Annotated in this window: 13 protein-coding genes; 2 read left to right on the forward strand and 11 right to left on the reverse strand. The window is 40.9% G+C overall.

Going from position 1 to position 15,714, the window contains the following annotated elements; all coding sequences use genetic code 11:
• Window positions 1-451 (forward strand): NAD-dependent epimerase/dehydratase family protein (locus VB714_RS04660; RefSeq protein ID WP_323221662.1); only part of this gene is annotated, 451 nt, incomplete at its 5' end.
• Window positions 452-559: 108 nt separating this feature from the next.
• On the opposite strand, the gene VB714_RS04665 is transcribed toward VB714_RS04660, so the two are convergent.
• From VB714_RS04665 to VB714_RS04695, 7 genes are all read right to left on the reverse strand, one after another.
• Window positions 560-1,768 (reverse strand): RRXRR domain-containing protein, encoded by a 1,209-nt coding sequence (locus VB714_RS04665; protein ID WP_323221664.1) that lies wholly within the window; start codon window positions 1,766-1,768, stop codon window positions 560-562.
• A gap of 199 nt (window positions 1,769-1,967) precedes the next feature.
• Window positions 1,968-4,628, reverse strand: a complete 2,661-nt coding sequence (gene mutS, locus VB714_RS04670; RefSeq protein WP_323221666.1) for a DNA mismatch repair protein MutS — start codon at window positions 4,626-4,628, stop codon at window positions 1,968-1,970.
• 125 nt (window positions 4,629-4,753) lie between these two features.
• Window positions 4,754-5,770, reverse strand: a complete 1,017-nt coding sequence (locus tag VB714_RS04675) for a pyridoxal-phosphate dependent enzyme (protein WP_323221668.1) — start codon at window positions 5,768-5,770, stop codon at window positions 4,754-4,756.
• A gap of 51 nt (window positions 5,771-5,821) precedes the next feature.
• A complete protein-coding gene (locus VB714_RS04680) occupies window positions 5,822-6,808 on the reverse strand; it encodes a D-cysteine desulfhydrase family protein (protein ID WP_323221670.1) in 987 nt (328 codons plus the stop codon).
• The gene (locus tag VB714_RS04685; RefSeq protein ID WP_323221672.1) at window positions 6,792-7,751 is read right to left on the reverse strand and encodes a DMT family transporter; all 960 of its coding nucleotides are present in this window, start codon (window positions 7,749-7,751) and stop codon (window positions 6,792-6,794) included. The genes VB714_RS04680 and VB714_RS04685 overlap by 17 nt, the downstream gene beginning before the upstream one ends.
• 78 nt (window positions 7,752-7,829) lie before the next feature.
• The gene (locus VB714_RS04690) at window positions 7,830-9,176 is read right to left on the reverse strand and encodes a leucine-rich repeat domain-containing protein (RefSeq protein WP_323221674.1); all 1,347 of its coding nucleotides are present in this window, start codon (window positions 9,174-9,176) and stop codon (window positions 7,830-7,832) included.
• 74 nt (window positions 9,177-9,250) lie between these two features.
• The gene (locus VB714_RS04695) at window positions 9,251-10,192 is read right to left on the reverse strand and encodes an Rpn family recombination-promoting nuclease/putative transposase (protein WP_323221676.1); all 942 of its coding nucleotides are present in this window, start codon (window positions 10,190-10,192) and stop codon (window positions 9,251-9,253) included.
• A 161-nt stretch (window positions 10,193-10,353) separates the two neighbouring features.
• On the opposite strand from VB714_RS04695, the gene VB714_RS04700 reads away from it, so the two are divergent.
• On the forward strand, window positions 10,354-11,481 hold the full coding sequence (locus tag VB714_RS04700; protein WP_323221678.1) for a trans-sulfuration enzyme family protein: 1,128 nt from the start codon (window positions 10,354-10,356) through the stop codon (window positions 11,479-11,481).
• Between the two features lie 13 nt (window positions 11,482-11,494).
• On the opposite strand, the gene VB714_RS04705 is transcribed toward VB714_RS04700, so the two are convergent.
• The 4 genes from VB714_RS04705 to VB714_RS04720 are packed head-to-tail and all read right to left on the reverse strand — an operon-like array spanning window position 11,495 to window position 15,634.
• Window positions 11,495-12,400, reverse strand: coding sequence for an alpha/beta hydrolase (locus tag VB714_RS04705; protein ID WP_323221680.1), 906 nt, complete (start codon window positions 12,398-12,400; stop codon window positions 11,495-11,497).
• Between the two features lie 8 nt (window positions 12,401-12,408).
• Entirely contained in the window at window positions 12,409-13,488 is a 1,080-nt protein-coding gene (locus tag VB714_RS04710; protein ID WP_323221682.1) for an acyl-CoA dehydrogenase family protein, read from the reverse strand.
• 11 nt (window positions 13,489-13,499) lie between these two features.
• Window positions 13,500-14,885 carry a cytochrome c biogenesis protein gene (locus tag VB714_RS04715; protein WP_323221684.1) on the reverse strand — a complete coding sequence of 462 codons (1,386 nt, stop codon included), beginning with the start codon at window positions 14,883-14,885 and terminating at the stop codon, window positions 13,500-13,502.
• Entirely contained in the window at window positions 14,882-15,634 is a 753-nt protein-coding gene (locus VB714_RS04720; protein ID WP_416309605.1) for a cytochrome c biogenesis protein CcdA, read from the reverse strand. Before VB714_RS04720 ends, VB714_RS04715 begins: the two co-directional genes overlap by 4 nt.
• Window positions 15,635-15,714: the final 80 nt, after the last annotated feature.

The raw sequence follows: 15,714 nt of genomic DNA on the forward strand, positions 1-15,714 counted from the left end.
TTCGGATGCGATCCTGGTGGATTTTGCGGCTGGGGCGGTGGAAAGGGCGGCGATCGCCTTGGGATCTCAATGCGATTTGCTGTTGATTGAAGGGCAGGGATCTTTACTTCATCCCGGTTCTACGGCAACATTACCTTTAATTCGCGGTAGTCAGCCGACGGGGTTGATTTTAGTACATCGAGCCGGACAAAAAACGATTCGAGATTGTCCGGATATTTTTATTCCTCCTTTATCGGAAGTAGTTAAATCCTATGAGAATTTAGTGAGGGCGGGAGGTGCTTTTACGGGGGGGGAAGTGAAGGCGATCGCCCTGAATACGTTTCATTTAAGCGAAAAAGAGGCACAAATGGCGATCGCTGATGTTGAAAAAGAAACGGGTTTACCTTGTACGGATGCGGTAAGATTTGGGGCTGATTTGTTATTCGATGCTTTGAATTTGGATAAGGTTTAATGTTGCGATCGCCTTGTGGGGTCTGAATACAAAAAGACAGCTTTATATCGCTTTTCTGAACTTCAATTCAACAAAAGTGGCGAGGATTCCGCACTTGTATGAGAAGCATCAAGCGACGGAGGAATCGCCACAATGTTTGTACTCAACCAACAATCTCGTGCTGCGCTTGATTAAACGAGTTTTCGAGACTGAAAACTGACCAATCCTTCGCCAGTTTAGGTCATACAAAGAAACGACTTTGTTAGCCTCACTATATCCTCCAATCCAACCTTGATAAGTCTTCTTGCCTTTGACGGCTTCGACATAATCTCCCGACCGAAAACCATAGGGTGTAATCGTTCCTCCTTTGCGCTTTCGATATTGGTTGGGATTCGGTTTCTTCGAGTTAGGATTCTCGAAATGGAGTTGGCGACGATAGAGTTTGGGACGGGCAATTACAGCCAACGGATAGTTCGTCAATTGAACAGAACCGTACCATTTTCCTCCCCGAATCTTGCGGACGGGATCGATGAAATTCTTGTATTCGACAAAAGCATAACAAGCTAATGCCAGACCATCATTGGCATGGGTTTCTGGAGACACTTTGGATTTATCCGTTTTGTCTTTTGCCAAACCTAAATGCTTCCTCAGAATTGAAGTTTCCCACCCTTCCTTGGTCATCACTGGAGCAATTTCATTTAACCATTGCACCATAATTTTTTGCCCCACCATGACCGGAGAAAATCCTTTCCCTGACTTAGCACTTTGGCGACCGCTCGTTAGATCTACATCAGCTTTGACGATTTCATAGACGATTCGAGAAATTGGATAGATTGTTGCCAATTCCTTGACCACCCTTAGCTCCAATTCTCGATTGGCTCGGATGCTGGGAGGAAGTTTAGCGTTCCGTCGATTGTTAAATCTTTTTTGGCGATGACACCGTTGCTCGAAAGGGAGCTTTCTGTTAATTCTTCTCCCTCTCCTCCCTCTTCTTAACATCCGCCTTGTTGTCATTTTTTGGATGACAGATTTGAACGGCAGTTGAAGATGTGCTTTGAATAAAGTGGCTTTGGTGCTAACCACTCCTATCCCAGAAAACAATTTTCCGGAGTCAATCCCTACGGCTATTTCTTGTGTTTCTTCTCCTGACGGTTCTTGCAGGAGTTGAACGCAAAATACACCAAGGTCGCTATCACACACTTTAGCTTTCCCTTCTTTGAGCCAACGTCTTGCACGACTTGCTTTGGTTGGCATTAAGGGTTTTCCTTCGGGTGATAATACCGGAACTCTACCTCCCCCCTTATTAAGGGGGGGCAGGGGGGGATCGTCCTCTTTCATGGGTGATAAACCTCATTGTATTGAGTAATTAGTCCCTTCCCGCCATTGCTATCAAGATGTCCGCTCTTAACGCGCTCTAATCAGAGAGCTTGGAGGTTGTCCAGACTAGGGAAATATCTGGAAGTCCGATGCCAGATAGCAACTCTGCGGTAGACAAGATTTCATTGGAAACTGATTCTTCCAAGCCGCTATTGTACCTTCAGGTCAATCGCGGTTCTTGACAAATATCTAACTGTTCCATTATTTTACCCCGATCGCGAGTTATATTTTCTTCTTTCTTTTTAATGCCTTGGCGTAACCCCAAAGCAATTTTACTATGTTTTTCAATCTGTCCCATGACCTGTTTTGCGCGACTAATTACCGAGTCGGGTAAACCCGCTAATCTTCCTGCTTCAATACCATAGGAGCGATCGGCACCCCCTGGACTAACTTGATGTAAGAAAACAATGCGATCGGGCAATTCTCTGACTGTAACTTGATAATTCTTCACATTCTCTAAAATTGTTTCTAATTCGTTCAATTCGTGGTAATGTGTAGCGAAAATTGTGCGAGATTTAATTTCAGAAGCGAGATATTCTGCCACAGCCCAAGCAATAGATAATCCATCAAAAGTTGCCGTCCCTCGTCCAATTTCGTCCAATAAAACCAAGGATTTAGGAGTAGCATGATTGAGGATATTTGCTGTTTCATTCATCTCCACCATAAACGTTGATTGTCCTGTTGCAATATCGTCTACCGCACCGACGCGAGTGAAAATGCGATCGCATATCCCCAATTTTGCCGACGTTGCAGGCACATAACTACCCGTTTGTGCCATGAGTTGAATTAAACCAATTTGCCGAAGATAGCAGCTTTTTCCACTGGCATTGGGTCCAGTTAAGATAATCAAATCGGGATTTTCTGACTCTATTTTATTGTATCCCATTGCTGTAGAATTGGGAACAAAAAAGCCTTGTCCCAATCTTTTTTCAACCACAGGATGGCGACCTTCAACAATTTTTATAGTTCTATCTTGGGATATTTCTGGACAGCAATAGCCTTGTAAAATTGCCACTTCTGCTAACCCTGCTAAAACATCAACTGCAGCCACAGCCCGAGCAATATTGCGAATTTCTCGGGCTTTTTCGGCAACTTCTAAACGCAATTCAGTAAAAATCTCATACTCCAAATTACTCAAATCTTCTTTAGCACTTAAAATGCGCGTTTCCCGTTCTTTTAATTCCGAAGTAATATATCGTTCTTCATTCAGTAAAGTTTGTTTGCGGGTGTAGTTTTCTGGAGCATCTCCTGCCTTATTGCGAGGCATACTAATATAATAACCAAAAGTTTTATTATATCCTACCCTTAATTTAGCAACTCCCGTTCTTTCTCGCTCCGTAATTTCTAAATTGGCCAACCATTGCCGATCCTCTTCCAATTGTTGGCGACGCTCATCTAATAACGGGTTAATTCCATCGCGAATGAGTCCTCCTTCTTTAATATGCAGAGGAGGAGATTCTACCATATTTGCTAAAACGTGCCTGCCTAATTCTTGCAAACTTGGAGGGATTTTGTGCAGTCTTCGTAAATAAGGAGAATTACCCAAACAAGCAAGTTCTTCTAAATCAGATAATCGCACCAAAGAGTCAGCTAAATTGACTAAATCTCGAGCCGTAGTGCGTCCCGATCCCACTCGTCCCGATAAACGTTCTAAATCGTAAAATTGCCGTAATATTTGCTGTAAATCTTCCCGCAGCGCGTGATTTTCTGTCAATTCGCCAATGCTTTCTTGACGCGCTTGTATGCCCTTAATTTCCAATAACGGCTCCATAAACCAACGACGCAAAGCCCTCCCTCCCATTGCGGTATTCGTGCGATCGATCGCCCATAATAAAGAGCCATTAAAACTTCCATCTCTTACGGTTTGATTGATTTCTAAATTACGACGAGTTTGCGGGTCGAGAATGAGATAATCAGCGAGGGAATAGGTGTGTAAAGGTTGCAAAGGAACTTGATTTGCTTTTTGCGTATCTTCGAGGTATTGTAATAAGCCACCAGCCGCACGAATTCCTAATGTTAAGCGATCGCAGCCCATTCCTTCTAAAGAACTCACTTTAAAGGTTTCTAAAAGGCGGTTTCTTGCTTCTGTCGCGTGAAAGTATTTCTGAGGACGCAAAGAGTAACAAAATTCAGGAGGAAGCCCTTCCGGAAGGTCTTCAGTTGTTTCCCCAGGACGCAATAAACGACCAATATCGATCGCATTACTCGGATAGAGAATTTCCGACGGTTGCAAGCGTTGTAATTCAATGCTGAGAGATTCTAAATTTTGCGACTGGGTGGTGCAAAACTCCCCCGTAGAAATGTCAGCATAAGCGAGTCCCCAATGGGTTTTAGCAATGACAACGGAAGCCAGATAATTATTGCGTCGCGCAGCCAACATCCCATCATCGGTTAAAGTGCCTGGTGTGAGAACTTGTTGTACTTCTCGCTTAACCATGCGCTTTTCCGAAGCAGCGATCGCAGCATCTTCCGCTTGATCGCAAACGACAACAGCAAAGCCTTTTTCTACTAACATTGCCGTGTAGCGATCTAAGGCATGATGGGGAACTCCCGTCATACTCACTCTACCGATCCCTTTTCCTCCTTCCTTGCTCGTGAGAACCAGTTCTAACTCTTGTGCGATTTTAACTGCATCCTGAAAGAAACATTCAAAAAAATCTCCCACCCGATAGAGTAAAAGTGCGTTGGGATACTCTTCTTTTGTGGCAATATAATGCTGCATCATGGGGGAGAGTTGCTCTCGATCCAAATGGCGATAGTCTTCGTGGGGAGGTTGTTTGGGGTTTTTAGTCGTTGTGGATTTGGGGGAAGACGCACTCATTGCAGCAAAAGAATTGTTTCGGGAGGAAGGATGAATAAAACACCCAATTTAAGTATCTTGACATATTTTTGATACTTCTGGCAACATGGTTTTTCTTGATATTCACGTTAGGTTTAAAACGCAGGTTATTGAGTCACATTTCCCCTCAGAATTTTATGAAAGAGATCGTCTTCAATGTTTCCTCCTGTAATAAAGAAATAGACTTGCTGATATCGGCTAAAAAAACTAGGATTCGCCAAATAAGCGGCGATCGGCAAGACAGCAGATGCTTCTGCTTTAAGCTGACAATTTTTCCAAAGATAACAAATAGCAGTAATAATCTCACTCTCTGTAACACCAAAGATAACATTGACTATCTCGGGCAAAAGGCGATCGCTTAACTGGGGTAATTGATGCAATGCAACCCCTTCAGCTAAAGTTATTCCCCAAGTTGGCTGTACATTCTGCACGTACTTTGCTAGGAATTTACAATGGGTCAGAGGTTCTACCGCAATTAACTCAGCATTGGGTCTAACTTGATGTAAAATTAACCCAGTGGGAATCGCTAAACTGCCACTACCCAGAGGAAGAACTAGAGCAGTTTTTTTATTGGTTAATAATCCTAATTGTAGCAGTTCGAGTAAGAAAGTTCCATTCCCTCTAAATGCTGGCCATTGCGCCCCATCAAGAAAGAAACAATGAGAATTTTTGCGGGTAAATTCTAGTGCTTTCTGTCTGGCTTCTCCGTCATTCGTAATGACAACTTTTGCCCCGGTACTTTTAATATAATCTTGCTTCTGTATTGGTGAAGATACGGGCATAAAAATTGTGGCATTTAAAGCAAATTTTGCTGCCATTACAGCAACAGCTATACCAAAGTTTCCCGATGAAGCTACAACTAAACTATCGGTATGAGGTTGACGGTTTTTGAGAAATTCTCCAATGGATGTTGTTGCACCACGAATTTTGAAAGCCCCAGTTTGCTCTTGAGTTAAATCAACGAGAAACATTTCTAACTCTGAAGAGGGCTGAAATGGGATCGTTTGTAATCTATGCCATAGGGTTTTAAACTCTTGAAAACAGTTGACAACCTCTTCATAAAAGTTAGGCGCAATCTTGCTAGAATTTAAGCTGTTATCGAGTGTTAATTCTTTGATAATCATCTCAGTTTTACCTAAACTTGGCAGTTTATAGGGGAAAATTCAAGATTAGTTTTATTGTAGAGATTCTGCCATTTCAAATAGAGAGGGTAAACCTCCTGTATGCCAGAAAACAACTTTTTCATGAGACTTAATTTTTCCCGTGCGAATGAGATCGATTAGTCCACCGGCTGCCCGTGCGGTATAAACTGGATCGAGTAAGATTCCTTCATATTGAGCAAATAAATGAATGGCCTCTCTTTCCCGATCGCCGATCGCTGCATAACCATCCCCCAAATAATCATCATTCACCATAATAAGGGAGCGATCGGGTAAATTGTCAAGCTGATAAAGAGTCTGTAAATTCTCTAGGAGAGAGAGAATTTTGTCGGTTAAATATGCTGATGATTCATCAACACTAATACCATAAATTTGCGTATTTAATCCATAAAACCAAGAACCAAATATTAATCCGGCTTGGGTAGCACCCGAAGAAGTAGGAACAATGATAATATCATAATTTCCGCCTTGATTGTTTAATTCTTGTACTGCATCGCAATAAGCACTAGAGCCTAATCCATGGGCTCCTCCATAGGCAATAAGATAGGGGTTTAAGCCCATTTTTTGAGCATCTTCAAAGGTTTCTAACAAAACCTTATCTGGGCAGCGTCCTTCTGTAAAAACAATTTGGGCTCCCATGAGTTGATTTAAAAATAGATTACCCTGCCTTATTCGAGGAGGAAATCCTTTAATCACTAAGATACATTTCAGTCCAAATTTGGCGGCAACGGCTGCAGTTTGACGACAGTGATTAGAGACTAATGACCCTCTCGTGATGAGCGATCGCGCTTGTTTTTGCTGGGCATCTGCGAGAAATCTTTCTAACATTCGCGTTTTATTTCCTCCCATTGCCAAACCTGTTTGATCGTCCCGTTTAATCCATAATTCTGGACCTTTTAGCGCTGCGGTAAGACGTGGCATTGGTTCGATCGCCGTCGGTACATGAGCGATCGCTACTTTAGGAATGAGGGGAAGGTTCATCAATTTATGCAGTTGTTTCATGAGTTTTTTCCTCGGATTTTGAAACTCTACCCGTACTAGCAAGGTATATACCTAAAACTATAATACCAACGCATAGTCCATTGAGCAAACTGAGTACCTCTCCAAAAAATAGCCAAGCCAAACAAGCACTAATAATAGGCCCTAGTTTTTGGAACAAAGTAATGTAGCCCGAAGAAAATTTCTTGAGACTATTAATCATAAACATTTGAGCAATGATTTGACAGAAAAGACTTAAGCCAACGATCGCCAGCCAAACCGATAAACTTCGGGGAAAAAATTGATTTCCCATGACTAAAGTAATGGGAAAAAGGAGAAGACTACTACAGAGACAATACCAATAGAGAATAGTGCCAGATGAAAAATCTACCCTTAGTTTTTCCCGCACCAAATAATTAGCAGCATAAGTAAGAGCCGAGAGTAATGCTAATAGATCGCCAATCCAAGTTAGACTAGATTCTTGAAAGCCTTCAATACTGATTAAAATACTCCCACAGATGACGATCGCCATACCCAATAAGAATCGACTGCTAAAGTTTTGCTTCAGGAATAACCAACCTCCCAAAGTTGCAAAAATAGGTGTACAACTAGAGAATGTACTGGCATTTGCAATGCTGGTATATAGCAAAGATAATGCTAAAAGTCCTGCGGTTAATGAACCTAAAATAGAGGATATGATAAACAAAGGAATTGCTTGGCGAGTTGGACGCTGAAGGCTACTCTCAGCAACGGGAAATTTAATCAGAGATTGAACAAAATACCCTAGAGTTAAGATAGCTGTAGAGACAAAGAAGCGATCGAAGGTTATAGTAACAGGACTAATTTCCTGTTCGCTGAATCGAACAAATAAGTGAGACAAAGATAGTAGAAAAACTCCTACGATGACAAGTATAATTTCCAAGGGAAATTGTTTTACAGATGAAATTTGCCAATTCGATCTCAACATAAGTTATAATATTCAGTGAATTTTATCTGCTTTTACATTTTACACTAGCTAGTACGATATTCTTGGCGATCGCGCTCTTTAGAAATGACAAATTCTTGCAGGTTGTACGGGACAGGTGCGATCGCGCAAAGAATTACCACTGAGTCCAAGGATTCTGAGATTATTCAAACGAGATAAAGGGGTTATATCTTTGATTTTATTGTTATTGAGGAAAAGTTCTTCTACCAGTGTTCGACCTGCTAAAGGTGTCACATCTTCAATCTTATTATTATCGAGATAAAGCCGTATTATTAAAACATTTTCTAAGGAGGTGACATCCTCAATTTGATTATTATTGAGGGAAAGTATTTCCATAAATGTCAAATTTTTTAACGCTTCTATTTCTTCAATATTGTTATTATCGAGTTCAAGTCGTTTCAACTCTGTCAGATTCATTAAAGGAGTTATATCCTGAATTTTATTGTTATTGAGAGTCAGTGCAGTTAAATTAGTCAGATCGGCTAAAAATGTCACATCTTCGATCGCCAGATTGTCAAGAAAAAGTGCCTTTAGATTAGTTAAACTCGCTAAAGAGATTGTCTCCCTAATTTGATTATTATTAAGTTCTAATTGCATCAAGTTGATTAGATTTGACAACAGTTTTATATTTGAAATTTGATTATTATTGAGTTCTAGCCCAGTTAATTTTATCAGCTTGGCTAAGGGTGCAATTTCCTTGATTTGATTATTATTCAGGGCAAGGGTGGTCAGATTGGTCAGATTGGCTAATGGGGTTAAATCCTCAATTTGATTGTTATTCAGGGACAGGAACAACAAATCAGTTAAACTGGCTAAAGATGCTATTGTTTTAATTTCATTATTATTAAGCAAAAGTGCTGTTAGACTGGTGATATCTGCCAAAGGAGTCACGTCTTGAACTTTATTTTCATGCAGGTACAATGTTTCTAGATTTTTGAGACGGTTTAAATGAGTCAAATCTTCAACTTTATTGTTATTAAGGGTTAGTAATATCAAGTGAGTTAAACTGGCTAAGGGTGCTATCTCTTCAATTTCATTATTATTGAGGATTAATACTTCCAGATTAACCAAATTGGCTAAGGGTGTAATATTTTTAATTTGATTATTATTGAGGTGTAGTGTTGTCAGTTGTATTAAACTCGACAAGGGTTGCAAATTTACAAGTTCTTGTTTGCTGAGGTAAAGTTCTGTTTTACCAGCAAGAATATCCTCAGCGCGATCGCATTCCTCTGTCTCAGAAATCTCTAACAACACTTCAACAGTATGTCTTGCTTCTGGGGTTAAATAGGCTTTATTTTGACACCAATCGGTAAAAGTTTCTCTTGTTCCACTTTGAGCTAAAATATTTTTAGTTCCTGCGATCGCAGCAAGAACCGACAACAAACAAATAGCGATCGCTTTTCTCATGAGCTTTCTCTCTCCTTTCTTTCATCTTAAAATTTGGTAATGGATGTTTGTCTAAGATAATTAATCCTCGATGCTTAGTTTCGGATTTCCAACCAATTTGATAGTGCTTCTAAATTGGAAAAATCTAAACTTGCTTCTCCTAATTCTTCTAATTCGGAGAGAGAAAGCCGTTTTATTGCATCTTCAACCTCAGTTGAAAGTTCTCCCAAGCGTCTGAGAAGTTGAAAGATTAATCGTAACAATTTTAATCGTCCTTCTTCGCGTCCTTCTTCGCGCCCTTCTTCGCGTCCTTCTTCGCGCCCTTCTTCTAAAGCAAGAACAATAGAACCACGTCGATCTTCTATAAACATTTCTCGTTTATCAATTTCTTCTAGCTCTTTAATACTCAAGTTGGCTTGATTTGCAATATTGAGTGCTTTCTCGACTTCGGGAATTTCACTGAGTACAGAAGGGATAGCATCCAAGGAAGGTGCTTCTTTCATAAAAAATATCCATTTTTCTGTTAAATTCTGTAATTCTTCCAGCTTTTTTCTAAATTTGGGTAGCTCAACAAAAATCATTTCTAATTCACCCTTGCGATATTCAAAGCCTTGTTTTTTTTCTTTAAAACTGAAATGTGTGATGATTTCTTCTGTCTTTTCAAATAGCTTAAAATCAGTTATATTTAAGGCGATAACAGGTTTTAAATAAGTATAGCCTTGACCAGATTTTAATTGATTACTATACGTTTTGGCTAAGTTATAAATTACTCGTTTTTCAAAGGCTGCTACATTTAAGACTTGCATTTCGATAATGACTGTCGTTCCATCTGCAAGAACAGCCTTAACATCTAAATAGCTATCTTTTAAATCAACGGTACTTCCTCCAGTATAAGGATCGATGATCTCTAAATTTTGAATCTGCGATCGCCCTGCATAAACTAAGGCATTTAAGAAGCTAATCAAGATATCTTTGCTCTCGTTTGAACCAAATATTTTCTTAAAGGCAAAGTCGGTTTTAGGGCTAATAAATTTCATCGTTTTAGGTTGAGTTCAATATTGGGCGATCGCGTTCATTGTCAATGCTATCCCACAATTTTACTCTAAAGCAGTGCGATCGGGTTATAACTACAATGGGAGCATCTCTCCCTAGCTGCGTAAATCCCGATCGAGAAACTTTGGCCAAAGAATAGAGAAAGATGGAAATTGAAACTCGCGCAATTCATGCAGGACGACAGGTAGACCCGGCCACAGGAGCCGTTGTCCCTCCCCTCTATCTCTCAACCACTTTTGAGCGAGAAGCTGATGGGAGTTACCCTCACAATTATAATTATATTCGCGATCGCAATCCCAATCGGGTCATGCTAGAGGATTGTCTCTGTGCTTTAGAAGGGGGAAAAGTCGCGTCGGCCTTTGCTTCGGGGTCGGCTGCAACTATGAGCATTTTTCAGGCATTAAACCCCGGCGATCGCGTGGTGGTTCCCCATGATGCTTATTCGGGGACGGGGACATTATTGCGATCGCTAATGCAGCCTTGGGGGTTAAAGGTAGCATTTGCAGACATGACCAACTTGCAGGAGGTTAAAGCGGCTATTACCTCTGATACCCGCTTGGTTTGGCTGGAAACCCCCTCTAATCCCATGTTAAAGATAACGGATATCGGTGCAGTTACGGCGATCGCGCATAAGGTGGGGGCATTATCTGTTTGTGATAATACTTGGGCGACTCCTGTATTGCAACAACCTTTTGCGTTAGGATGCGATCTTGTGGTGCATTCCACGACTAAGTATTTAGGGGGACATAGTGATGTTTTGGGGGGTGCAATTATTGCTCAAAAAGAGTCTGAGTTTTTCGAGAAAGTGCTTCATATTCAACATATTGGAGGTGCGGTTCCTTCTCCTTTTGACTGTTGGTTAATTTTACGTGGCATTGCAACTTTACCCTATCGCATGAAAGGACATTGCGAAAATGCCGATAAATTGGCTCGTTGGTTGCAGCAACACCGGGCGATCGCGCGAGTTCATTATCCCGGTTTATCCACCCATTCCGGTTATGCGATCGCCTCACAGCAAATGTCGGGTTTTGGGGGTATGCTTTCTGTTGAATTAAAAGGAGGAAAAGAAGCGGCATTTGCAATGGCTGCTCATGTTAAGCTATTTCGTCGAGCAACCAGTTTGGGGGGTGTAGAAAGTTTAATTGAACATCGTGCTTCAATTGAAGGGAAAAATACTCGCACTCCCGATAGTTTATTGCGCTTGTCGGTGGGTTTAGAAAATGCAGAAGATTTAATTGCAGACTGCGATCGCGCTTTAAAGGGAAATCCTTGAAAATAATTCTAGATTAGAGGGTTTTCACAAATTCAGAAACAACGCGCACAAATTCTTGGGGAGACTCGTAAGGAAGCACATTACGACCAACAATTTTACAGCCTTGAATGTTAGGGAAATGCTCTAAATAAGATTCGAGACGGCGATCGGGGGTTTCGGTTTTTCCTGGACGACTGATACTGGAAGCCTTATTGCCAAAAACTGCCAAAGTGGGTTGAGAAATTGCCGCGATCGCCTCTTGAAAATCCTCTCGCCAAAATCCTGCTAAAAAGGAAAAGACTGCATGACGACTTGCCATTGTATCTGACCCAATTTTTAGAGTTTCTAACCATTCTGTATCTACATCTTCAGGGCGATCGAATAGCTGACGGACTGAAAAAGACTGCAAAAATTGACGACGACGGGCATAACGAAAAAAGCCCCAACCTAGAGGAGATGCTAATAGATTCCAGATGATTTTTTGCTGTTGAAGTGATGCAGGAGTTTTCATTAATGTCCAGGCTGGGGGTCCTGCTAAAACCAAACCTTTAATCAATTCAGGACATTTTTGCGTACAGTAAATAGCGACGGGAAATAAGGCACCTTGTACAACAATAATAACAGGTTGTCGGACAATATTTTCAATAAAATATTGCATCTGATTTGCCCAATCTTCTGGATAGCAAGCAACTCTGGGCATTTCACTTTCTCCGCAGCCCAATAAATCGGGATTGTAGAGAGAATTTTGATTTCCTTCTCGATACCAAGTCAGGCAAAAACGCTGCCAAAATTGACGAGATAAACCGACTCCAATGGGATGAATTAATAATAAGGGAATTTGCCGATCGCCAGGGGTGCGATCGGGTTGTCGAATTTCGTAAGCACAACGATAGTTTTTCCAAGTATAAAATTGTGTCAGTTGGGGTTGATTTGAGATCATGATTTTAATTATTTGCCTGCAATTTGTTTTAATGTTGCTGCCATTACTGCATTGGTTTGTCCCGTAACTGTAAAGATTAGTGTTTCCCTATAAATACGTTGTGCAGGGTGATATTTTTGATTGGCTTTTCCCCTCGAAACTGCTACGGCTGCTAAACTGCATTGACTGGCTAAGGCGATCGCCTTGGCTCTCAATTCCAACTGTTCTTCTACAGAGCTATTTTGCTGTTCTATTTGGGTGCAAATTTTCTGACGACAATTATTCAGTTTAGCATCTAATGCGAAAAAACTATCGGTAATAAAAGATTGAGTTTTGCTGGCATTTTCGACAATATCCAACCCCGATCGCGCAGATCCCAAGATAGAAGCAGTTGCTTTTAAAATACTTTGGCGATCTTTTTCCTGCATCCACTCCTTCGGTTTAATTGCAACTACTTTTTCATAAGGAATAAAATAGCGATCGCATGACCCACTAACGGTATTTGTTGACTGCATCGCAGCTAAGGACATCGGTGCAGAAAAGTGTAAATTCCCCTCAGAAGAGGAGGAAATATTTTGTAAGGGGATGAGTGCGAAAAGGATGCTTTCCTCTCCCAATGCGGCTGCAATAACTGCCTCCTGAAACAAATTCAATCCGGTGATCCAAGGAATATTTCCCGATAATTGATAACCTCCCTTAACTTCAATTGCTTCTAAGCTAGGTTTCCCTTGTCGTCGCAAATGAGAATATCCCACCCCAACTAAAATTTGACCGCAACTCATTTGAGGAAGATAGTCAAATTTCAAGTTTTCATTATCTCCATTGGCAATAAAAGATCCTGCTGTTTGATGTTGACTTTGCGTAAAGGCTAAGGTCCCAGAATATCGCGCTAATTCCTCTTGAAAACAAAAATAATCTAATTTTGTGACTTCTCGATTTCCCCATTTTTGAGGAATATTTAAAGCCAGTAGCGATCGCGATCCCAAGCCTGCTAATCCTTCTCGCAATGCCTCCGTTTTTGCTTCCATTTCTTCTGGATTTGGGGCTGTTTTTCGGTAAATTTTGGCTTGCTCAATGATATTTGAATAGTTTTGTGTTACTCCTAGCATTGCTTCAATTATTAACAGTTTTCAGCTTGAGCAGAATCAAGTTTTGCAGAACTTTGAACCTGTTCTAAAATTGCCAAAATTTCGCGCTCAAATGTCACCTTAGCACGATTAGTTTTCCCTCCTAAATAAAAGCGATCGCCTTCCTGCAAAGCCCAGATTTGCGAGTGAGAAAAATAGCTCATCACTACACCTATCATTAATAAAGCAAATCCACTATAAACAATAGGAATACCCGGATCGGCTTTAATTTGTAATCCCGTTGAACCCACTAACTCTAACACCTTTAGAGTTACACCATTCAACAAATCAATTCCTGAACCTTCTCGCACTGCACCAATTAAATTGCCAGTGCGATCGTAAGCAAAAAGTGTCCCCTGCAAATCTCTTGCAACCAAGGAAACCCCATCGCTTAAATCGGGTTTTGTTGGCACCCACGTCCCCCAAAAACGTCCTTGTCCTCCTGTCTCTAATTGTGCCATTGGCAGGCGAAAAATAGGACTATTATTTAACTGTACTTTCACTGCATCAATGCCCCAATTGGTTTGATAGAGGGTGACACCTTGGTAGCGTAAAGGTTGATTCACATAAATTGTTTTACGATCTACTTCTTCTCCTTGGCGATCGAGGACAGAAAGATCGGAATAAAACTGATCTATATTGCCATCTGGCGTATAATCAATCCAAAAATCATTAACTTTAACCACCCAATCTTGAGGAATTTGACTGGCTGCTAAAGGTCCCGCATCGATAATATTGCGAATCTGAAATATCGAGCCACTAGGCGCAATTTCTTGAGCAAAAAATCCTGTCATCGATCCCCAAATTGAACCCGCTAAAATCACGAGCATACCAATGTGAACAATGATGGGACCGATACGCCCAATGATTCCTTTACGAGCATATAAACTATCTCCTTCACGGAAGATTTTATAATTTTTCTTCCCTAATAAAGGTTCAAGAGAATTGAGAGAACCTGAATCTAATTCTGCACTTAATACGAGTTTATTAAATTGTTTTGATTTTGTATAATAACTCCAGCGTCGAGCCGATTTTAGAGTGGGAATTTGTCGGGTAAAACTACAAGCTGTTAAACTGCTGCCAAATACAACTAAAAGCGATAAAAACCACCAAGTTCGATAAACATGATCTAATCCTAAAAATAAGAGAACTTTCCAAGTTAAAAAGCCAAATAAAGCAGGATTTTCAGGATAGTTGGTTTGATAAAAAGCAAGGTTCTGACCTTGTTCTATAACCGTTCCAGAAATACTAAAGAGTGCGATCGCCAATAATAATATAATCGCTAAACGCAAATCGGCTAGAATCTTGATGCTGCGACGAAATCCATGCTTAAAATTGCTTAAAACTGTTTGTTCTGGAGATGTTTCTTCTATGTTCATGGAATCAGAATGGGAATGCGAGAGAGGAGAGAAAATGTACCAAAACCAATCAATAAAACGCCGCTAATGGGATTAATCCAACTCGACCAGCGACGCAATTCTAACAGTTTTTTGAGGGAAGCGGTAAAGGTTCCGGCTATAATCAGAGGAGCAACATAACCGATCGCATAACACAAGAGCAAAACTCCTCCCATGACAATATCCTGTGTTTTGATTACCCAAGATAACAAGGTCGCTAAAACAGGAGTGCTGCACGGAGAAGCAACTAAACCAAAGGTTAACCCTAATAAATAAGAGCGAATACTTTTAGGCAGGTTAGGTGAAATCCAATCACTTCCTCCTAAAGAAGGAAAATTTAGAGGGATAATTTCTAAGAGATTTAATCCCATTAAAATAGCGACTAAACTCACCAAAATTGGCAACCCAATGCCGATTTGTCCGTAAACTTTGCCCAAGGATGCTGCTGCAATGCCTAACCCTGCTAAAGTGCTGGCTAAACCCAAAGCAAACCATGTTGATTGAATCATACCTTGCCAGCGATCGCGATTGGGGGAGCCGTTTTCATATCCCCCAATATAGGCGATGGTAATGGGCAGCATCGAGAGCATACAGGGGGTTAAACTGGTTAATAAACCCGCTATCAAAACGATCGCGATACTGGTGATACTCAGGCGATCGAGTTGTGCCGCAACGATCGCGTCGGCAAATTGTGAGAGTTGATAGAGTTGAGTTTGCAGGGTTTCGAGCATTGTAGGATTGACAGGTTGCGATCGCATTTTAACATCGCATCTTCGCCATTGCGATCGCGCCCAGGATGGACAACAGATTT

The sequence above is a fragment of the Spirulina sp. 06S082 genome (genome assembly GCF_034932145.1).
Classification (GTDB): Bacteria; Cyanobacteriota; Cyanobacteriia; order Cyanobacteriales; family Spirulinaceae; genus CCY15215.